Origin of the sequence: Nocardia sp. NPDC050412 (assembly GCF_044458825.1) — a bacterium.
In the GTDB taxonomy this organism is placed as follows: Bacteria; Actinomycetota; Actinomycetes; order Mycobacteriales; family Mycobacteriaceae; genus Nocardia.
Genome location: NZ_JBITIJ010000007.1, coordinates 78,330 through 97,308 on the forward strand (window position 1 = coordinate 78,330; position 18,979 = coordinate 97,308).

Consider the following 18,979-nt stretch of genomic DNA (forward strand, 5'->3'; position numbering starts at 1 on the left):
ACGCTGACGATCCCCGCACCGAGCTCGGTTCGATGCTCGCTCGCCGACCCGATCAGTCGGCGAAGACCGGCTTGCGCTTGGTGAGCATGGCGGTCGCGCCCTCGAAGAAGTCGGGGGACTGGAGCAGTTCGCTCTGGCCGGACTTTTCGGCGGCGAGCGCGGCGTCCAAGGCGGGCAGTGTCGCGGCGTTCAATGCCTTCTTGGTGAGTTCGAGGGCGCGGCGCGGGCCCGCGGCGATCTTGGCGGCCGCGGCCTCGACCTTGGCGTCGAGTTCGTCCTGCGGGACCACGGCGGTGAACAGTCCGGCCGCCTTGGCCGCCGGCGCGGGGAGTCGCTCGCCGAGCAGAGCCATTTCCGCGGCCAGCGGTCGGCCGGCCGCGGCGGCGACCATGGCTGCCGCACCGCCGTCGGGCATCAGACCGATATTGATGAAGGCGAGCAGCAGATAGGAATCCTCGGCGGCGTAGACCAGGTCGGCGGCCAGCGCGATGCCGACACCAACACCCGCGGCCGCGCCCTTGACCCGCGCGATGACCGGAATCGGCGCGTCCACAATCGCTTTCACGAGCCGGTTGGCCGCATCCATCACCATGTCCGAAGTGATCCCGCGCTGCGCCTCGGCGGCCGATGCGGCAAGATCGGCGCCGGTGCAGAAGTCGCCGCCCTCGCCGGTCAGTACGATCACCCGCACCGAACGGTCCTCGGCGGCGGCGAGGAAGGTGTCACCGAGGGCGACCATGGTGTCGTAGTCGATGGCGTTCTTGCGCTTGGGCTTGGTGAGCGTGACCCGGAGCACCTTGCCGTCATTGACGGCACTGAAACCCGCGGATGTGGTCGCGGAATCGGGGTTGCTCATTTGGTGCTCCTGGTCTGGAATCCGGCGGGGCATTCCCATGAATGGTGGTTAACTTTGCGAATTGTGGTTAACTTAGGATGATTTGTCCGGCGCTGTCAACCAACGGCGCCGCACCGGAACGGAGAGCTACATGGTCGCGGATCGCAGCGAGGTCGGTCTCGCTTCCGCGCGGCCCGACGCGGGTGGGAACAGGACGGGGGCGGAGCCGGCCCAGACGGTGCGGCGTCGCCCGAAGGATCGCAAGGTCCAGATCATCCGGGCCGCCGCGCGTGCATTCAGCGAACGCGGGTATTACCCGGTCGGCGTCGACGAGATCGCCGCGGAGGTCGGCATCTCCGGGCCCGCGCTGTATCGCCACTTCGCGAACAAGTACGCGCTGCTGGTCGCGGCCGCCGAAGAAGGTGCCTTGCATCTGCTGAAGGTCGCGCGCGCCGCGGACGATCCGAATCTGGAGCCGCAATCCCGGCTCGACGCGCTGATCAAGGCGATCAGCGAACACACCATCGATATTCGTCGCGAGGCCGGACTGTACCGCTGGGAGCGGCGCTACCTGGAGGCCGACGACCGCGCCCGGATCAGGAAGGTCTACGACGCGCTCAACGCGACGCTCGCCGAACCGATCCGACAGCTGCGTCCCAGCGCACCGCCCGCCGACGTGGCAATGCTCGCCGCCGGCGTGCTGAGCGCCATCGCCAGCATCTCCTCGCATCGCACCACGCTCGCCACCGCCCGGCTGATGCCACTGCTGCGCGAGATGAGCTGGTCGATCCTGCGCGCTGAACTGCCGCCCGCACCGACCGAGCCCACGCCCGGACCGGCCACCCGCGGCCTGCCGGTCACCTCGAAACGCGAACAGCTGCTCACCGAGGCGATCCGGATCTTCGGTCGCCAGGGCTATCACGAGGCCAGCATCGAGGAAATCGGCGCGGCCGTCGGCATCAACGCCTCCAGCGTCTACCGGTACTTCAGCAGCAAGGCCGATCTACTCGCCGCCGCCTTCCACCGCACCGGCGACCGGGTGGCCATCGCGATCACCGAGGCGCTGGCCGAGGCCACCAGCCGTCCGGACGCGGTGCGGCGCATTGCCTACCGCCAGGCCCGGCTCACCTTCGCGATGCCGGAGATCATGCCGGTCTACTACGCCGAATTCAGCAACCTGCCGCAGGCCGAACAGCACAAGCTGCGCGCCATCCAGCGCCAGAACGTGCTGGAGTGGGCCAACCTGCTCGACGGCGACTCGGTGGAGGCGCGCTTTCGCGTGCATGCCGCCATCGCTCAGGTGATCGACGTGGGCCGGTTGACCAAATTCGACCCACGCCCCGAACAACTGGCCCGAGTCTGCGCCCTGATGGAGGCCGTCCTTCTGGGCTGACGCTCGCACGATCGTCGCCCCCAACGGAGCGTGTCTTACGAGCGGCGTTCGCGGCCGGTCTCGCTTCTGAGTTGTCGAAGCGTATGCGCTGCAGGCGCGGGACTCGCCCTTGCAGCACGCGCGTGCATCAGGTGCTGTAGGGCCCGCCATTACGACCCCGATGGAGCGAGTCTCGACGGCACGGACGCGAGACACCATGGGCCGCGAACGGGTCGCGCCGCAGGCGCGGCAAATCAAACACCTCCGTGACGCATCCGGAAGATCGCTTTGGCCGTGCGCAGATGCCGTGAGTGCCGGTCGAAGGTGGACAGATTGACCGGGGCCCGATACCGCTTGCGTGCGATCGCCAACGTCCGGCTGAACTCGCGCAGTCCCTGATCGCCGTGATGGTGTCCCTGTCCGTATTCACCGACCCCACCGAAGGGTAGCGCCGGAATCCCGGCATACGTGGTCGAAGAATTGATGGTCACAACGCCAACCCGCAGTTGCTCGGCGAAGGATTCGATACCGTGCACATCCCGGGTGAACACCGACACCGCGACACCATTGCCGACCGCGTTGATCCGCTGCGCCGCCTCGTCCATATTCGCGACCCTGTTGACGATCAGCAATGGCCCGATGCCTTCGCCGGTGATCGCGAGGCTCTCCTCCGGCACCTCGGCCAAGACGATCGGTTCGATATAGGGGTCGCGAATCGAATCCAGTCCGCCGACCACCGCGCGCCCGCCCTTGGCCACTGCGTCGCGCACCTGCTTGCGCACCACCTCGACCTGCGATTCCAGAATCATCGGACCGTAGGACGCGCGCTTATCCGCACCGGGCCGCAGCCGCCGCGCCTGTTCGATCACCAGTTCCAGGAATCGGTCGTAGACGGAGTTGGCGACATAAGCCCGCTGGATGCCGGTGGAGTTCTGGCCCGCATTGGCCATCGCGCCGAATACCGCGGCCTCGGCGGCCTCGTCGAGTTTGGCGTCGACGTGAACCACCATGGTGCCCTTGCCGTTCCGTTCGACCACCACCGGCGTCAAGGTCTGCGCGCACAGCGTGATCACCTCGCGTGAGCCCGCATCCGAACCGGCATAGGCGATTTTGTCCACCTTTGCCCGACATAGAGCCGCGGTGGTGGCGTGATCCCCGGTAACGACCTGCAGCACAGGCTGATTCGGCGCCAGTTTGTTCCAGCTGTCGGCCAGCCAGACCCCGACGCCGGTGGTGAGTTCATCGGGTTTGAACACCACGGCATTGCCCGCGGCCATCGCGTAGGCGATCGAGCCCATCGGGGTGAAGACCGGGTTGTTCCACGGCCCGAGCACGCCGACCACGCCGAGCGGCAGATAGCCGACGGAGGCGTGCTGATTGCGGGTCAGCCAGGTGGCGCCGAGCTTGCGTCGATCCAGCACGCGTGCGGCATTGCGGGCCGCCCAATCCAGATTCTCGACGGCGAGCATCACCTCGATTGCCGCGTCCGCCTCCGGTTTTCCGGTTTCCTCGCACAGGATTTCCACCAATTCGCCTGCGCGCCTGGCGATACTGCGCTTCCAATCCAGTAGCCAGCGTTTGCGGGCGCTGAATCCCAGCTCCGCCCACCACTTTTCAGCGGAGCGTGCGGCGCGTACGGTGCGGTTGATTTCGCCCGCGCCCATCACGGCGTAGTTGCCGACGATTTCGCCGGTGCGCGGGTCATAGGACGTCAGCACGTTCGGTCGGCCCGATCCTCCCGTATGCGCTGCCAGCCTCGGCTGCGCGGTCTCGGCCATGGTCACCTCTCGCAGGGTCGATCCGCCGCAGGTCGCTGAACGCTTGGCGAAGCAGCGCTGCCGCAAACGAGTGAGTGCGTTTCCCCCGTCTAGCAGACTATGGGCGCCGCGACGGCCGGACAAGGTGTCGCTACCGCCCCTATGCTGCCCCTCGAGGGCCGTCACCAGCGGCGTTCTCCGGTCGGGTGGGTCGGCGGAAAGAAATGTGAGTAAGCACACACTTAGGCTGCAGTCCGCTGGGTATGGCGCGGTCTGCCCTGCAGGGATGGCTCTGCCGGTAACATCACGCGTGGCGACAGGGATCACCAACCGGGACGTATTCATGCCCACGCTTTTGGCGACCCGCGGTCGCCGCCCCGGCCCCGCGAACGCCGCCGATCAGACACAGTGGAGAGTTGATGCCGAGTTTGAACCAAGCGGATTCGCATACCAGCGAGCCACCACCCGTCGATGGTGGTGACGCGGCGGTCGCGGTTGCGGATGTCCGGAAGTCATTCGGCGATGTGCACGCGCTGCAGGGCATCAGCTTCACCGCCGCGCGGGCGAGTGTGCTCGGCATCCTCGGGCCCAACGGTGCGGGCAAGACCACCATGGTGAAAGTGCTGTCGACCCTGCTGCGCCCGGACTCCGGCACCGCCGTGGTCGCGGGCCACGATGTGCTGAAGGATCCGGCGGGTGTGCGCCGCTCGATCATGATGACCGGCCAGTACGCCGCGCTCGACGAGAACCTCTCCGGCCGGGAGAACCTGGAATTGTTCGGCCGACTCATGGGACTTGGCAAATCGGCCGCCCGCAAGCGCGCCGACACCCTGCTCGAGGAATTCGACCTGGTGCACGCGGGCCGTCGCGCGGTGCGCCACTATTCCGGCGGTATGCGTCGTCGGGTCGATATCGCCTGCGGATTGGTGGTGCGGCCGGAGGTGGTCTTCCTCGACGAGCCGACCACCGGTCTGGATCCGCGCAGCCGGCAGGGCGTGTGGGATCTGGTGACCGCGCTGAAGAATCAGGGCATCACGGTGCTGCTCACCACGCAGTACCTCGAGGAAGCCGATGTGCTCAGCGACAACATCATCGTCATCGATAAGGGCACGGTGATCGCCGAGGGCACCGCCGACGAACTCAAGGAGAAGACCGGCGGCAGCTACTGCGAGGTGGTCCCACTGGTTCCGGGTCAGCTCGGCAAGGCCGCCAACGCACTCGGTGATCTGGTGCCCGCCGCCGTACTCGCCGATATCGATGGCGGCGACCGGATTTCGATTCCCGCCCCCGACGGCGCGGCCACGCTGTCGGAGGCATTGCGTAGGCTCGATGCCGCCGGGATCCAATTGGCCGATATCGCACTGCGCAGGCCGTCGCTCGACGATGTCTTCCTTTCCATCACCGGCCATTCGGGCGGCCACTAGTGAGTTCCGGAACCGTCGAGCGGGCCGATTCGGCGCTGCTCTTCGCCGAGCTGCCCGTGGCCAGGCTCTCTTACTTCGCGCAGTGGCGCGCGCTGGCCGGACGCATTGTGCGGACCATGGCCGTCAAGGGCGAACTGATCGTCGCGATGGTCACCCCGCTGGTGTTCACCCTGGGCTTCTATCTGCCGCTGCGGTTCGTCATGAAGTTCCAGGGTATCGACTACGCCCAGTTCGTCATGCCGATCATCGTGCTGCAGACCATGGCGTTCACGATGATGTCGAATGCGCAGCTGTCCGCATACGAGGCGCTGACCGGTCTGAGCACCCGACTACAGACGATGCCGATCGGCGCACTGGTGCCATTGAGCGCTCGCATCGGCGCGGGCCTGGTGCGTTCGCTGACCGCGCTGACCGCGGCGATCATCTTCGGCTACATGATCGGCTTCCATTTCATCGCCGGACTCGGTCAGGCCGTGCTGTTCTGTGTGTTCTCGATCGCGGTCGGTACCGTCCTCGCACTCGGTGCGGACGCGCTCGGCAGCCTGACCAAGAGTCCGGAATCGCTGAGTCAGGCATTGACGCTGCCCACCTTGATCTTCGGCATGCTGTCCTGCGGATTCGTCCCGGAACGCAGTTTTCCGATGTGGATCCGGCCGTTCGTGCGCAATCAGCCGATCTCCCAGTTCTCCTTCGCGCTGCGCGATATGGCGCATGACGGGGTGAGTTGGGATGTGCTGTGGGTGCCGCTGACCTGGCTGGGCGGTATGGCGATCGTCTTCACCCCGTTGGCGATCTGGGCGAGTGTGAGGCGGTCATGAGTTCGGTCGAGACCTTGGAGCGCATCGAGGTGGACGGATTCGACCCGCTGCCGCGGGTGGCCACGCCATCCGAACGCGCGCTGTCGACCTGGATCGCGCACAGCCTGATCCAGTGCAGGCGGTTGCTGCTGGTGTGGGCGCGCGATCCCGCGACCACCATCCAGACGCTGATCTATCCGGCGCTGACACTGTTCATGTTCCGTGTCGTGCTCGGCAATTCGATTACCGCGGCCACCGGTAAACCGAGCATCTACGGACAGGTCGCGCTGATCACGCTGGTCGCGGCGATGTCCGGTGCGGTGGTCAGCGCGCTCGGCTTCAAGGGCGAGAAGTACACCGGACTGCTCGGTCGGTTCTGGACCATGCCGGTGCACCGGGCGGCTGGACTGACGGGCAGGCTCTGCGCCGAAGCGGTCCGCGTGCTGGTCACCACGCTGTTCGTGATCGTGGTCGGCTTCTGCCTCGGTTTCCGCTTCGGGCAGGGTCCGCTGGCGGCCATCGCGTTGATCGGCATTCCGGTGCTGTTCGGAGTCGGCTTCGCGGTGCTGGTCACGGCGCTGGCAACCATTACCGAGGGCGTCATGCTGGTCAGCATTATCGGCATCGTCAATACCCTGCTGATGTTCTTCAATTCCGGGTTCGTGCCGGTGATCGCCTACCCGACCTGGTTGCAGGACGTGGTCGCGAATCAGCCGATGAGCTGCGCCATCGATGCGATGAAGGGACTGTCCTACGGCGGTGCCGTCGCCGACCCACTGTTGAAGACCATCGCCTGGGTGTTCGGGCTCATCGTCGTGTTCGCGTACCCCGCGATCCGCGGCTACCAGCGCGCCGCCGAAACCGGCGCCTGACGTATCGGGTCCCCGCGGGTTCGGATGGCTCGCGGGTCCGGGTCAGCCGATCCGGCCTTCCTCGCGTTCGGCTGCGGCGAATTCGAAATCGGCCCAGCGGTTCCGGTTCGTCCAGCCGACCAGGTCGTAGCGCCAGCGAAACGGCCAGGTGCGGGCGACGGTGTTGAAGAGGACGGCGCCGAGCGCGGTGTAGTCGTCGTGGGCGGAGAGCAGGGCGCGCTGGCCGCGGGGGGAGGCGCGGAAGAAGGTGTCGAACATGGCGATGGACTGTTCGGTCGTCAGGCGGCCCATGCCCCAGAGGCCGCGCATGCGCATCCAGTACACCAGTCGGGCCTGCAGTGGCCAGAGTTCGGCGATGGGGTCACGGCCTTGTCGCAGGGCTTCGACGGCGGTGTCGACCAAAGCCAGCGAATCAGCGACGCTGTAGCCGGTGCAGGGATGCATCATGCCGCCGCGGGAGCCGAAAGGAATCGCCTGGGCGGTACCCTTTTTCGGCGGTGGCTGGTCGAGTGGGTAGTGCGCAGCCTCGGTCGGTTCGTCGCCTTTGAGTCGGATGCCGTGTGCGGCGAGACGATTCAGGGTGCGCCTGCGTAACTCGTGCTGCGGCATGCCGCCGCGCAGGCCGAGGCTGGTCTCCTCGAAGATCACTGTGCCGTCACCGAGCGGGACGGAATAGAGGAACGACGGCGGCTCATTCGGTCCCGCGCCGTTCTCCGCACGCCAATCCAGCAGCAGTCCCTCGCCTTCGGTCACCATGGGCGCGGCGGTTTCGGCGTCGACGAAGATGCCGTGCGCGCTGGCGGCTCGACGCCGTCCGAGTGTCGGCAGCCCGCGGGTATCGAAAACTGTTGTGGCCCTGAAAGCCGTGCCGTCCGCGAGCTCCAGCTCATTGGCCTCGACGCGAGTGGCCCGCCCGGCGATGACGGTGGCGTCGTCGAGCGGCAGGGCATCGCGCAGTCCGGTCTTCGAGAGCACGCAGTAGGGGCGGTCGATCCGATGCTCGGACTTCGTCCAGACCGTCGGCTTCGGAATGCGCGCGGCAATGGCGCTCGACGGCAACCACTCCGGCAGCTCATCGATCCAGCAGGAGAATGTGGGCATCCAGAGCCGGTCCGGCCGCGGATCGACGGCGGCGACGCGGAACCCGGCCAGCATCGCCCGATGCGCCAGCGCCCGACCGGTCGGTCCGAGCCCGACCACGCAGAGGTCGAATTCCCGGACCGCCCTGTCGCTCATATTCCGCATTCAATCCGCTCCCCCCGTTCGCCCGCAACAATGCTCCCCGTAGGTGCGGCCAACCGCACACCCCCGTGTGACCTGCACACCCGCTGAAAATAGTGTGTAGGTCGCGCAGTGGGTGTGTACCTCGCTGGCGCAGGGCACCGGCCGCGTCGGCGTTGGGACTTCGCCGCGTTCACGGTGTTGCCTACTTGGGTGTAATCCAAGTGGTGATGTCGGCGTGCACCACCTCGCGGCCGTGCTTGTCGTAGATGGAGACCGGGACGGTCAGCTCCTGCCCCTCGGTGATCTGGGTGAAGTCGGGTACCTCGGCCAGCTCGGCCACTGCGCGCAGACCGGTCTCGGCCTTGGCCAGGTACTCCACATTCATGGCCTTGGGAATCCAGCGGTGGGTATCGGGCACCGTGGCCTCGCTGAGCATTCCCATCGCCACCTCGGCCAGATTGCAGGCCGCGATCGCATGGAAGGTGCCCAGGTGGTTGTGGATGCCGAACCACTTCGGCGAGGTCACCTCGCATAGTCCGGGCTCCAACCGCACGACGCTCGGCAGCACCGTGCCGAAGTAGGGCACCCGGGCCACCATGCCGAGCGAGAACAGGGTGTGCCCGAGCCGGTTGTCCGGCAGTTTGTTCCAGATCCGATGGGTCGCGGTCGGTTTCGTCATGCCCTTATCTTACTCGGAAGTAAGTTCGTGCGGGTAGCGACCGGGGCGCGCCCGGGATTCACAACCTGACCTGCTGAGGAGTCATTGGCGGGGGGCGGATTTGAAGTCGCCAACGCGGTCGGGCATACTGTTCGGGTTGCCTTGCACCGGGTCATGCCGTTCGACGGTTGTGGCGGGTGGTGAGGCGAGCAACACCCAATCGTGTACCTCGCTGGACATCCAGCGTGGGTGCGTCCGGGACAAACGTTCCAGGCCAGGTGAAGTTTCGAACCGGGGCCGAGGAATGAGCGGAGGGGCGACACGCCCGACCGCGTGGACCGGAGAACCATGACAGATGAACAGCGGCGAGGATCGGGCGGTGCCCGGTCGCGGTCTCACTGTGTTGGATCTGCCCGAGCGGGGGACCTGCGTGGTTGCGCAGGCTGCCTCCTCCGGGCCTGATCCACTCGGGCTGGGACGTCTTCGTGTGTTCGGGCTGTGCAATTGAAGGTGGTACGGAAGCCGGCTTCCGGACCACGAACGATAAGCGGAGAAAAGGACACTTAGCGTGGCGGGACAGAAGATCCGCATCAGGCTCAAGGCCTATGACCACGAAGCGATCGACGCGTCCGCGCGCAAGATCGTGGAGACGGTGACCCGCACCGGGGCCCGTGTGGTCGGGCCGGTGCCGTTGCCGACCGAAAAGAACGTGTACTGCGTCATCCGTTCGCCGCACAAGTACAAGGACTCGCGCGAGCACTTCGAGATGCGGACGCACAAGCGGCTGATCGACATCCTCGACCCGACGCCGAAGACGGTTGATGCCCTCATGCGCATCGACCTGCCGGCCAGCGTCGACGTCAACATTCAGTGACGGGGACTCGAGATATGACTGACAACAAGAACAGGCCAGCGGCCGGCATCCTGGGCACCAAGCTCGGCATGACCCAGGTGTTCGACGACAAGAACCGCGTCGTCCCCGTGACCGTCATCAAGGCCGGACCGAACGTCGTTACCCAGATCCGCACCGTGGAGCGCGACGGCTACAGCGCCGTCCAGGTCGCTTTCGGCGCCATCGACCCGCGCAAGGTGAACAAGCCGGTCTCCGGTCAGTTCGCCAAGGCCGGTGTCACTCCGCGCCGCCACGTCGCCGAGATCCGGGTCGCGGACGCCTCCACCTTCGAGGTCGGCCAGGAGATCAACGCCGATGTCTTCGAAGAGGGCGCCTACGTCGACGTCACCGGCACCAGCAAGGGCAAGGGCTTCGCAGGCACCATGAAGCGCCACGGCTTCCGTGGTCAGGGCGCCTCGCACGGTGCCCAGGCGGTGCACCGTCGCCCGGGTTCCATCGGTGGTTGCGCCACCCCCGGCCGCGTGTTCAAGGGCATGCGCATGTCGGGTCGCATGGGTAACGACCGCGTCACCACGCAGAACCTCTCGGTTCACAAGGTGGACGCCGAGAACGGCCTGCTGCTCATCAAGGGAGCGATCCCCGGTCGCAAGGGCAGCGTCGTGACCGTCAAGAGCGCAGTGAAGGGTGGTGCGCACGCATGACCAGCGTCGAGAAGAAGACCAATCTGACCCTCCCGGTCAAGGAACTCGGCGGCAAGACCAACGGCACCGTCGAGCTCCCCGCCGAGATCTTCGATGTCACCGCGAACATCTCGCTGATGCACCAGGTCGTCATCGCGCAGCTCGCTGCCGCACGCCAGGGCACGCACTCGACGAAGACGCGCGGCGAGGTCTCCGGTGGTGGCAAGAAGCCGTATCGCCAGAAGGGCACCGGTCGCGCCCGTCAGGGTTCGACCCGCGCGCCGCAGTTCGCCGGTGGTGGCACCGTGCACGGTCCGCAGCCGCGCGACTACAGCCAGCGCACCCCCAAGAAGATGATCCGCGCCGCGCTGCGTGGAGCTCTCTCGGATCGTGCGCGCAACGAGCGCATCCACGTGATCACCGAACTGGTCTCGGGTCAGAACCCGTCGACCAAGACCGCTAAGTCGTTCCTGTCCGAGCTCTCGGACCGGAAGAAGTTCCTGCTCGTCCTCGGACGTGAGGACGTCGCGGGCTGGAAGAGCGTGCAGAACCTGGAGTTCGTGCACCCGATCGCGCCGGATCAGCTCAACACCTACGACGTGCTCGAGAGCGACGAAGTGGTGTTCAGCGTCGAGGCCTTGAACGCCTTCGTGCACGGCCCCGCCGAATCCGCACAGGAGGAGAGCAAGTGACCACGATCGCCGACCCCCGCGACATTCTGCTGGCGCCGGTCATCTCGGAGAAGTCCTATGGACTGATCGAGGAAGGTACCTACACCTTCATCGTGCACCCGGATTCCAACAAGACGCAGATCAAGATCGCCGTCGAGAAGGTCTTCGGCGTGAAGGTGACCAGCGTCAACACCGCCAACCGTCAGGGCAAGCGCAAGCGGACCCGCTTCGGTTACGGCAAGCGCAAGGACACCAAGCGCGCGCTCGTGACCATCTCGGCCGACAGCAAGCCCATCGAGATCTTCGGAGGCCCGGTCGCGTAAGCGCCTGGGAATCCAGAAAGCAGAGAAGAACTCATGGCAATCCGTAAGTACAAGCCGACTACGCCGGGCCGTCGTGGCTCCAGCGTCTCGGACTTCGCTGAGATCACTCGGTCGACCCCCGAGAAGTCGCTGATCCGCCCGCTGCACAGCAAGGGTGGCCGCAACGCGCACGGTCGCATCACCACTCGTCACCGCGGTGGCGGCCACAAGCGTGCCTACCGTCTGATCGACTTCCGTCGCCTGGACAAGGACGGCATCCCGGCCAAGGTCGCGCACATCGAGTACGACCCGAACCGCACCGCCAATATCGCGCTGCTGCACTACGTGGACGGCGAGAAGCGCTACATCATCGCCCCCAAGGGCGTGGTGCAGGGCACCCCGATCGAGTCCGGCCCCACCGCCGACATCAAGCCGGGTAACAACCTGCCGCTGCGCAACATCCCGACCGGTACCACGATCCACAACGTGGAGCTGCGTCCGGGCGGTGGCGCCAAGATGGCCCGCGCCGCCGGCATGAGTGTCCAGCTGCTCGGTAAGGAAGGCCCCTACGCCACGCTGCGTATGCCCTCCGGTGAAATCCGTCGCGTCGACGTGCGCTGCCGCGCCACCGTCGGCGAGGTCGGCAACGCCGAACAGTCGAACATCAACTGGGGTAAGGCCGGCCGCATGCGCTGGAAGGGTCGCCGCCCCACGGTCCGTGGTGTCGTCATGAACCCGGTCGACCACCCGCATGGTGGTGGTGAAGGCAAGACCTCCGGTGGTCGCCACCCGGTCTCGCCGTGGGGTCAGCCGGAAGGCCGTACCCGCAAGCCCAACCGTCCGAGCGACAAGCTCATCGTCCGCCGTCGCAAGACCGGCAAGAAGCGCTGAAGGAGGAGGTAAGAAATGCCACGTAGCCTCAAGAAAGGCCCGTTCGTCGACGACCACCTCCTCGCGAAGGTGGACGTTCAGAACGAAAAGGGCAGCAAGCAGGTCATCAAGACCTGGTCCCGTCGTTCGACCATCATCCCCGATTTCATCGGACACACCTTCGCCGTCCACGACGGCCGCAAGCATGTGCCGGTGTTCGTCTCGGAGTCCATGGTCGGCCACAAGCTGGGTGAGTTCGCGCCCACCAGGACGTTCAAGAGCCACGTCAAGGAAGACCGGAAGAGCAAGCGGCGATGACCACTGAGACTCAGAACCCGACTGCGCGCGCGACCGCCAAGCACGTTCGCGTGACCCCGATGAAGGCTCGCCGTGTCGTGGACCTGGTCCGCGGCAAGCGGGTCGAGGACGCCCTCGCGATCCTGAAGTTCGCGCCGCAAGCCGCGAGCGAACCGGTCGCCAAGGTCGTGGCCAGCGCCGCGGCGAACGCCGAGAACAACCTCGGCCTGAACCCGTCGACCCTGGTGATCTCGACTGCCTACGTCGACGAGGGCGCGACCATGAAGCGTTTCCAGCCGCGGGCCCAGGGCCGCGCGTTCCGGATCCGCAAGCGCACCAGCCACATCACCATCGAGGTCGAGAGCGTGCCCACCGCCGGTGGATCCACTCGTAACCGCCGGAAGGGAGGGGCAAAGTAAATGGGACAGAAAATCAACCCCCATGGCTTCCGCCTCGGTATCACCACCGACTGGAAGTCGCGTTGGTACGCGGACAAGCAGTACGCGGACTACGTGAAGGAAGACGTCGCCATCCGCAAGCTCCTGGCCACTGGCATGGAGCGGGCGGGCATCTCCAAGGTGGAGATCGAGCGCACCCGTGACCGGGTTCGCGTCGACATCCACACCGCGCGTCCCGGCATCGTCATCGGTCGCCGTGGCGCCGAGGCCGATCGCATTCGCGCCGAACTGGAGAAGCTCACCAAGAAGCAGGTGCAGCTGAACATCCTCGAGGTCAAGAACCCCGAGTCGGATGCGCAGCTCGTTGCCCAGGGTGTCGCCGAGCAGCTGTCCAACCGTGTGGCGTTCCGTCGCGCGATGCGCAAGGCCATCCAGTCGGCCATGCGTTCGCCGAACGTCAAGGGCATCCGGGTGCAGTGCTCGGGCCGCCTCGGCGGCGCCGAAATGTCGCGCTCGGAGTTCTACCGCGAGGGTCGCGTCCCGCTGCACACGCTGCGCGCGGACATCGACTACGGCCTCTACGAGGCCAAGACCACCTTCGGTCGCATCGGCGTGAAGGTCTGGATCTACAAGGGCGACATCGTCGGTGGCAAGCGTGAGGTCACGGCTGCGGCCGCGCCCGCCGCTGGTGACCGCCGCGAGCGTCGGGAGCGGCCGAGCCGCCCGCGTCGGTCCGGTTCCGCAGGCACCACCGCGACCAGCACCGAGGCCGGGCGTGCCGGCGCTGCTACCGCGGTTGCCGACGCCCCGGCAGAAACACAGGAGGGCTGACGCATGTTGATGCCACGGAAGGTCAAGCACCGGAAGCAGCATCACCCGAGCCGCAGCGGCATGGCCAAGGGCGGCACTTCGGTCGCGTTCGGTGAATTCGGCATCCAGGCTCTCGAGCCCGCCTACGTCACCAACCGGCAGATCGAGTCCGCGCGTATCGCGATGACCCGCCACATCAAGCGTGGCGGCAAGATCTGGATCAACATCTACCCGGATCGCCCGCTCACCAAGAAGCCGGCCGAAACCCGCATGGGTTCCGGTAAGGGCTCGCCGGAGTGGTGGATCGCGAACGTCAAGCCCGGACGCGTGATGTTCGAAATGAGTTACCCCAACGAGGAGATCGCTCGTGAGGCCCTGCGCCGCGCGATGCACAAGCTCCCCATGAAGTGCAGGATCGTGACCAGGGAGGAGCAGTTCTGATGGCTACCGGTACACCGGCCGCAGAGCTCCGCGAGCTCAACGAAGAGGAGCTCGTCGCCCGCCTGCGCGAGTCGAAGGAAGAGCTGTTCAATCTGCGCTTCCAGATGGCGACGGGTCAGTTGGACAACAACCGTCGCCTGCGCGTCGTGCGTCACGAGATCGCGCGCATCTACACGGTCATGCGTGAGCGCGAGCTCGGCCTGGCCTCGGCACCCGCTGGCAAGGGAGATGCGGCATGAGTGAAGAGAAAGTGACCCCCGAGGTCAAGCGCGGCACCCGCAAGGTCCGCATCGGCTACGTGGTCTCGGACAAGATGAACAAGACCATCGTGGTCGAGCTGGAAGACCGCACGCGGCACAAGCTCTACGGCAAGATCATTCGCTCCACCACCAAGGTGAAGGCGCATGACGAGAACGAGATCGCCGGTGTCGGCGACCGCGTCCAGCTGATGGAGACCCGCCCGCTGTCGGCCACCAAGCACTGGCGGTTGGTCGAGGTCCTGGAGAAGGCCAAGTAACCGTAGCGACTGCTTGCAGGTCGCTCGAAACGGTCAGCCTTTTCCGGCGGTAAAGCAAAGGCCCGCTTCCCATTTGGGAAGCGGGCCTTTTTCATATTTGCTCAGCGGTTCGGATCATTCAGAGTCAACACCGCGATGGAACTCGGCGATGTGCAGATCGCGCTTCGGTTGGGTCCCGGGCTGGATACCTCCGCCCTGCCGGTGGAGCGCCGGATTCGGCACCAGCTCGAGCTTGCGCGTGCATTCAATTTGGCAGGTCGCCAACAGGATTCGGTATCGGCCCTACTCGATGCCGAGCAGGCGGCACCGGAACAAGTTCGCCACCATTACCTCAGCCGACAACTCGTACTCACCTGGATGCGCAATGCGCACGGCGGTCCTTCGTTCGTCTTGCAATCCTTGGCCCAACGGATGCATGTCGTGAGGTGAACCAATGACCGACGAGGACAATCATTTTGCGCGCGCACGGCTGGCGGCGGGAGCGCTTTTCGTGCGCGGCGACGAGGTGCTGTTGGTACACAAGACCTATGGCAATGGTTGGGATATACCCGGTGGCTATGTAGAGCCGGGTGAAGCACCCGCATCGGCGTGCCGCCGCGAGGTTCGTGAAGAGCTCGGAATCGACCGCCTGCCAAAGCGATTGCTCGTCCACGACTGGGCACCGAGCGAGGGCGAAGGTGATAAGACTCTCTCGCCCGACGTCTGCGGCAAGCCGGTGTCGCACGTGCCGAAGCTGTGACCCGGTACCTAGAGCACGGCGAGTCTGCGCCGTGAGGTGTCCAGCTCGTTGATTCTAGTCCGCACCGCGAATCGGCTAGCTGCGCTGCATTTGTGCCACTGCCCTCGCGCTCGCCTATGGGCGGTGCGGGTTGAGGAGTTCGCGGGTCAGGACTTGGGTCCACCAATGTTCGATGCGTTGCGGTGGCCATCGGCGTTCGGTGGTGAGGGTGGTGTAGACGTCGATATTGCACAGGGCGGCGTAGATGTCGACAGCGGTGGGGAGGTCGAGGTCTACGCGCAGGGTGTTGTCGGGCCAGGTAGAGAACACTTGGATGCGAGTTCGATCAGCCAGGAGCCTGCCTTGCTGATACACAGCGGCCAGATCGGATTCGACGCGGCCCGCCTCGCGTAACAATGCGATGAGATCTCCGGCGCGCTCGAACAGCCTGCGGTCATAGCCGACCATTCCCGCGAGCTGGCTTTCGGGGGCGGGGGTGGCTTCCAACTCCGCGACCATCCGTGCCGGGTCGGCCGCGAGGTCGGCCGCATCGACCAGGGCTTGGACCAATCCCTTTTTGCTCCCGTATGCCGCATATACCGTCGGCACCGAAACCCCCGCTTCGCGCGCCACCTCGCGCACCGTGGTGGCCGTCCAGCCTTGGGAGACGAACAATCGGCGCGCGGCCTCGGCGATCTCGGCGTGCGTCTGTTTGGCCTGCGTCAGTCGGCGCAGCGAGTCGTAGCGGCGTCGGTCTGGCTGCGCTTCCATTGTCCTCCTGGGTTGTTGCTAACTATATTCAATATAGTCTCGTTAAAGCTAATTGTAGAAGGATGTGGCTTCATGGAGTTCACCGCATTGGCAGGCCTGGGCGGTTTCGGATTCGTGCTGCTGGCGGTCGTGATCAACGCCGTCTATGTGCGCGGCCGACTACCGCTTCCAGTGTCGAGGGATGGCTTCGACACCGTCGTCGCATCCTTCGCCTCCGTCGGCGGCGCACTGCGCAAACCGTCGGTCGCGGCTCCGGCCGGGTGGGTGTGCCTCACCGTCTTCGCCGCCGGGTTGTTATCGGTGCTCTGGCAGGGCGGGTCCGGACCGCAGGCGTGGGCCCTGGTCGGTTTCGCCGGAGTGCTCATGCAGAACGTCACGTTCACCTGCGTCGAGGCACTCCGATTCGGCATGGCCGCGGCCGCTTCGCGTGACCGTGATTCGGTGGCAGGCCTGTGGGCGCTGAGCAACGTGCTCTTCGGGTTCAACCAGGTCTTCCTCGCCATGGCGATGCTTGGCTTCACCGCCGCCGGAGTGAGTACCGGACTTATCGCCGTTTGGCACGCGTCGCTCGGATACGTCAGCGCCGCACTACTGTTCATCTCCGCGTCGACCAGCCCCTACAACGCGAATGGAACCAGCCGCGGCGCACTCATCGGCCTCATCGGATGGCTCGGCTGGGTCAGCTGGATTCTCGTGTACTGCGTCGAGCTACTGCGCTATTAGGCCGCGATCACGCCTGAGCGATTCGGCCGGATCCGAAAGGCTTGGGTACGTGCGAATCTGAACTCGCGACGTTGGTGCGCTGTGGATCGAATCATGGGATTAATTGGTGGCGTGGGGTGGGTGGGCGTGGGACGCTCGGTCGGGTGCGGGCCTATCGGGAGGTGTTGGCGGATTCGGCGGTGCGCAGTGTGCTGCTACTGGGGGTGATGGTTCGCATTCCGTTTTTCGCCGGGGCGGTGTTGCTCGCGTTGCATGTGGTGCAGACGTTGCACGGGTCGTATGGGCAGGCGGGAGCGCTGAGTTCAGTTGTGACGCTGTGTGTTGCGGCGAGTGGGCCCTGGCGGGGGCGGATGCTGGATCGGTTCGGATTGCGGCGGACGATTCTGCCGTCGATTGTGGTCGGGGCGGTGTGTTGGTCGATCGCGCCGTTTGTGGGGTATGCGGCGCTGTTGGTGCTCGCGGCGGTCGCCGGGCTTTTCGATATTCCGATCTTCACGGTAGTGCGGCAGGCCGTGATCGCGGCGACGACCGAGCAGAGCCGTCAACCGGCGCTGGCACTGGAATCGGTTTCGGTGGAGATGGCGTTCATGGTCGGGCCGGTGCTCGGTGTCGCCGCCGCGACGGCTTGGTCGACGACGCTCACCCTCTTCGGGATGCAGATGGCGCTGGTGTTGTCGGGAGTCTTTGTGTGGGTCCGCAATCCGCCGCTGCGCTGCGATGTCAAGGGCGGGGATGACAAGGCCGAGGCCGCGACGGTGCCGCGGCGCGAATGGTTCCAGGTCGAGTTCGTCGCGCTGTGCATCGGCGCGTGTGTGGCGATCGCGGTGCTCGCGGGGTCGGAATTGACATTCGTATCCGCGATTCGCGAGTTCGGCGCGCAGCGGTGGCTCGGCGTGGTCATGGCGGTCTGGGGTTTCGGTTCGCTGGTCGGTGGGCTCGTCTACGGCGCGTTGCATCGATCCATATCGACGTATGTGCTGCTCGCCGGGCTCGGCGTCGTCACCATTCCGATGTGCTTCGCCGTCGGTCCGCTATCGCTGGGCGTGACCGGACTCATCGCCGGAGCGCTTTGTGCACCAACACTTGTCGCATCCGTCGATCAGTTGAGTCGAATTGTTCCGGAGGGCGGGCGCGGCGAGGCGATCGGCTGGCACGGCGCCGCGATGACGCTCGGCAACGGCATCGGCAGTTCGCTCTGCGGGGTTGCGATCGACGCGGGCGGTTTCCCGGCGGGATTCGCGGCGGCCGCGGTACTCGGGCTCGGACTCGGAATCGGACTGTTGCTGCTGGTCAAGGTGGTGCGTCGGGTCGACCGGGAGCGGCGGCCGGTCGGCGCGATCTGAAGCCGCTCGATGCAGGCCTTGCGTTATACGTATACATCTACTTATAGTGATTCCCGACGGAAGCTGACGAGCCTGCTCGAGGGGACCGGAAAACAGCAGATCAACTCATCGCAGCGGACCGAATCGGGGTCCGCTGGCGTAGATCTCATGCTTTATTGCATATCTATTAATGGGACGGGGAATCATGAACGCGGATCCGCACACACCGGCCGACACTGTCACGGTCAATATTGATAAGAGCGCATCGGATATGCGCGATGTGCTGCTCAAAACCGGTCCCGGCGGCCTGCACAGGCAGCGTTTCGTCGGGCGAAAGCTCGGTGAGGCACGGGAATTCACCAAGTCGGGCCTCGCGGTGATCCGGGTCTACCTGAGCCGCAAGGGCAAATACGTGGTGCACCGGCAGCAGGCCGACTGGATGGACTTCGCATTCACGAATTGGACCAGGGATCTGAAGAACTGGCGCGAGATCTTCGACGTCGACGACCAGACCTGGGGCGACTACACGGTGGACATCGTCGACTCGGTCGAGGAACTCGCCGGGCGGGTTCCGGCCCGCATCTACCGCGAACTCGTCGACACCGCGACGAGTCCGAAGATCGACGAACTCGACATCTGAGACCGGTCCGCTCGTTCGGACCTCGAA

General features: G+C 65.6%; 25 protein-coding genes. 20 read left to right on the forward strand and 5 right to left on the reverse strand.

What is annotated here, in order from left to right; all coding sequences use genetic code 11:
* Window positions 1-52 precede the first annotated feature (52 nt).
* Entirely contained in the window at window positions 53-856 is an 804-nt protein-coding gene (locus ACIBI6_RS20590) for an enoyl-CoA hydratase-related protein (protein ID WP_364355588.1), read from the reverse strand.
* Between the two features lie 130 nt (window positions 857-986).
* Here ACIBI6_RS20590 and ACIBI6_RS20595 point away from each other — a divergent pair, with 130 nt between their 5' ends.
* Entirely contained in the window at window positions 987-2,228 is a 1,242-nt protein-coding gene (locus ACIBI6_RS20595; protein WP_364355585.1) for a TetR family transcriptional regulator, read from the forward strand.
* 233 nt (window positions 2,229-2,461) lie between these two features.
* Here ACIBI6_RS20595 and ACIBI6_RS20600 read toward each other — a convergent pair whose 3' ends face one another.
* The gene (locus ACIBI6_RS20600; protein ID WP_364355621.1) at window positions 2,462-3,985 is read right to left on the reverse strand and encodes an aldehyde dehydrogenase family protein; all 1,524 of its coding nucleotides are present in this window, start codon (window positions 3,983-3,985) and stop codon (window positions 2,462-2,464) included.
* Window positions 3,986-4,383: 398 nt separating this feature from the next.
* On the opposite strand from ACIBI6_RS20600, the gene ACIBI6_RS20605 reads away from it, so the two are divergent.
* From ACIBI6_RS20605 to ACIBI6_RS20615, 3 genes are read left to right on the forward strand one after another with little or no spacing between them, the layout of a single operon-like run.
* Complete coding sequence (locus ACIBI6_RS20605; RefSeq protein WP_364355582.1) at window positions 4,384-5,388, forward strand: ATP-binding cassette domain-containing protein; 1,005 nt, start codon at window positions 4,384-4,386, stop codon at window positions 5,386-5,388.
* A 35-nt stretch (window positions 5,389-5,423) separates the two neighbouring features.
* On the forward strand, window positions 5,424-6,206 hold the full coding sequence (locus tag ACIBI6_RS20610) for an ABC transporter permease (RefSeq protein ID WP_396957611.1): 783 nt from the start codon (window positions 5,424-5,426) through the stop codon (window positions 6,204-6,206).
* A complete protein-coding gene (locus ACIBI6_RS20615) occupies window positions 6,203-7,057 on the forward strand; it encodes an ABC transporter permease (protein WP_396957389.1) in 855 nt (284 codons plus the stop codon). The genes ACIBI6_RS20610 and ACIBI6_RS20615 overlap by 4 nt, the downstream gene beginning before the upstream one ends.
* Window positions 7,058-7,099: 42 nt before the next feature.
* Here ACIBI6_RS20615 and ACIBI6_RS20620 read toward each other — a convergent pair whose 3' ends face one another.
* Both ACIBI6_RS20620 and ACIBI6_RS20625 read right to left on the reverse strand, forming a co-directional pair.
* Window positions 7,100-8,293 carry a lycopene cyclase family protein gene (locus tag ACIBI6_RS20620; RefSeq protein WP_396957390.1) on the reverse strand — a complete coding sequence of 398 codons (1,194 nt, stop codon included), beginning with the start codon at window positions 8,291-8,293 and terminating at the stop codon, window positions 7,100-7,102.
* Between the two features lie 190 nt (window positions 8,294-8,483).
* Entirely contained in the window at window positions 8,484-8,960 is a 477-nt protein-coding gene (locus tag ACIBI6_RS20625) for a hotdog fold domain-containing protein (RefSeq protein ID WP_364355573.1), read from the reverse strand.
* A gap of 547 nt (window positions 8,961-9,507) precedes the next feature.
* Here ACIBI6_RS20625 and rpsJ point away from each other — a divergent pair.
* From rpsJ to ACIBI6_RS20690, 13 genes are all read left to right on the forward strand, one after another.
* Entirely contained in the window at window positions 9,508-9,813 is a 306-nt protein-coding gene (gene rpsJ, locus ACIBI6_RS20630) for a 30S ribosomal protein S10 (protein WP_003938093.1), read from the forward strand.
* A gap of 14 nt (window positions 9,814-9,827) precedes the next feature.
* On the forward strand, window positions 9,828-10,493 hold the full coding sequence (gene rplC / locus ACIBI6_RS20635) for a 50S ribosomal protein L3 (RefSeq protein ID WP_040686545.1): 666 nt from the start codon (window positions 9,828-9,830) through the stop codon (window positions 10,491-10,493).
* A complete protein-coding gene (gene rplD / locus ACIBI6_RS20640; protein WP_364355568.1) occupies window positions 10,490-11,164 on the forward strand; it encodes a 50S ribosomal protein L4 in 675 nt (224 codons plus the stop codon). Before rplC ends, rplD begins: the two co-directional genes overlap by 4 nt.
* Window positions 11,161-11,466 (forward strand): 50S ribosomal protein L23, encoded by a 306-nt coding sequence (gene rplW / locus ACIBI6_RS20645; RefSeq protein ID WP_040686547.1) that lies wholly within the window; start codon window positions 11,161-11,163, stop codon window positions 11,464-11,466. The genes rplD and rplW overlap by 4 nt, the downstream gene beginning before the upstream one ends.
* A 33-nt stretch (window positions 11,467-11,499) precedes the next feature.
* Entirely contained in the window at window positions 11,500-12,336 is an 837-nt protein-coding gene (rplB, locus tag ACIBI6_RS20650; RefSeq protein ID WP_364355565.1) for a 50S ribosomal protein L2, read from the forward strand.
* Window positions 12,337-12,351: 15 nt separating this feature from the next.
* On the forward strand, window positions 12,352-12,633 hold the full coding sequence (gene rpsS, locus ACIBI6_RS20655) for a 30S ribosomal protein S19 (RefSeq protein ID WP_040686549.1): 282 nt from the start codon (window positions 12,352-12,354) through the stop codon (window positions 12,631-12,633).
* Window positions 12,630-13,031 (forward strand): 50S ribosomal protein L22, encoded by a 402-nt coding sequence (gene rplV / locus ACIBI6_RS20660; protein ID WP_364355561.1) that lies wholly within the window; start codon window positions 12,630-12,632, stop codon window positions 13,029-13,031. Before rpsS ends, rplV begins: the two co-directional genes overlap by 4 nt.
* Window positions 13,032-13,841, forward strand: a complete 810-nt coding sequence (gene rpsC, locus ACIBI6_RS20665) for a 30S ribosomal protein S3 (protein ID WP_040686551.1) — start codon at window positions 13,032-13,034, stop codon at window positions 13,839-13,841.
* A 3-nt stretch (window positions 13,842-13,844) separates the two neighbouring features.
* Window positions 13,845-14,261, forward strand: coding sequence for a 50S ribosomal protein L16 (gene rplP / locus ACIBI6_RS20670; protein WP_014981662.1), 417 nt, complete (start codon window positions 13,845-13,847; stop codon window positions 14,259-14,261).
* Complete coding sequence (gene rpmC, locus ACIBI6_RS20675) at window positions 14,261-14,500, forward strand: 50S ribosomal protein L29 (RefSeq protein ID WP_040686552.1); 240 nt, start codon at window positions 14,261-14,263, stop codon at window positions 14,498-14,500. The genes rplP and rpmC overlap by 1 nt, the downstream gene beginning before the upstream one ends.
* Complete coding sequence (gene rpsQ / locus ACIBI6_RS20680) at window positions 14,497-14,778, forward strand: 30S ribosomal protein S17 (protein WP_040686553.1); 282 nt, start codon at window positions 14,497-14,499, stop codon at window positions 14,776-14,778. Before rpmC ends, rpsQ begins: the two co-directional genes overlap by 4 nt.
* A gap of 135 nt (window positions 14,779-14,913) precedes the next feature.
* Entirely contained in the window at window positions 14,914-15,207 is a 294-nt protein-coding gene (locus tag ACIBI6_RS20685; protein ID WP_364355554.1) for a hypothetical protein, read from the forward strand.
* 4 nt (window positions 15,208-15,211) lie between these two features.
* Window positions 15,212-15,517, forward strand: a complete 306-nt coding sequence (locus ACIBI6_RS20690) for an NUDIX hydrolase (protein WP_364355551.1) — start codon at window positions 15,212-15,214, stop codon at window positions 15,515-15,517.
* A 114-nt stretch (window positions 15,518-15,631) separates the two neighbouring features.
* Here ACIBI6_RS20690 and ACIBI6_RS20695 read toward each other — a convergent pair whose 3' ends face one another.
* Window positions 15,632-16,267: a helix-turn-helix domain-containing protein gene (locus ACIBI6_RS20695; RefSeq protein ID WP_364355548.1), complete on the reverse strand. Its 636-nt coding sequence runs from the start codon at window positions 16,265-16,267 to the stop codon at window positions 15,632-15,634.
* A gap of 72 nt (window positions 16,268-16,339) precedes the next feature.
* On the opposite strand from ACIBI6_RS20695, the gene ACIBI6_RS20700 reads away from it, so the two are divergent.
* The 3 genes from ACIBI6_RS20700 to ACIBI6_RS20710 all read left to right on the forward strand — a co-directional run bounded on the left by ACIBI6_RS20700 (window position 16,340) and on the right by ACIBI6_RS20710 (window position 18,952).
* Window positions 16,340-16,990 (forward strand): 2-oxoglutarate/malate transporter, encoded by a 651-nt coding sequence (locus tag ACIBI6_RS20700; RefSeq protein ID WP_364355545.1) that lies wholly within the window; start codon window positions 16,340-16,342, stop codon window positions 16,988-16,990.
* Window positions 16,991-17,106: 116 nt separating this feature from the next.
* The gene (locus tag ACIBI6_RS20705) at window positions 17,107-18,333 is read left to right on the forward strand and encodes an MFS transporter (protein ID WP_396957391.1); all 1,227 of its coding nucleotides are present in this window, start codon (window positions 17,107-17,109) and stop codon (window positions 18,331-18,333) included.
* A 184-nt stretch (window positions 18,334-18,517) separates the two neighbouring features.
* Window positions 18,518-18,952 (forward strand): EXLDI protein, encoded by a 435-nt coding sequence (locus ACIBI6_RS20710; protein WP_396957392.1) that lies wholly within the window; start codon window positions 18,518-18,520, stop codon window positions 18,950-18,952.
* The last annotated feature ends 27 nt before the right edge of the window (window positions 18,953-18,979 follow it).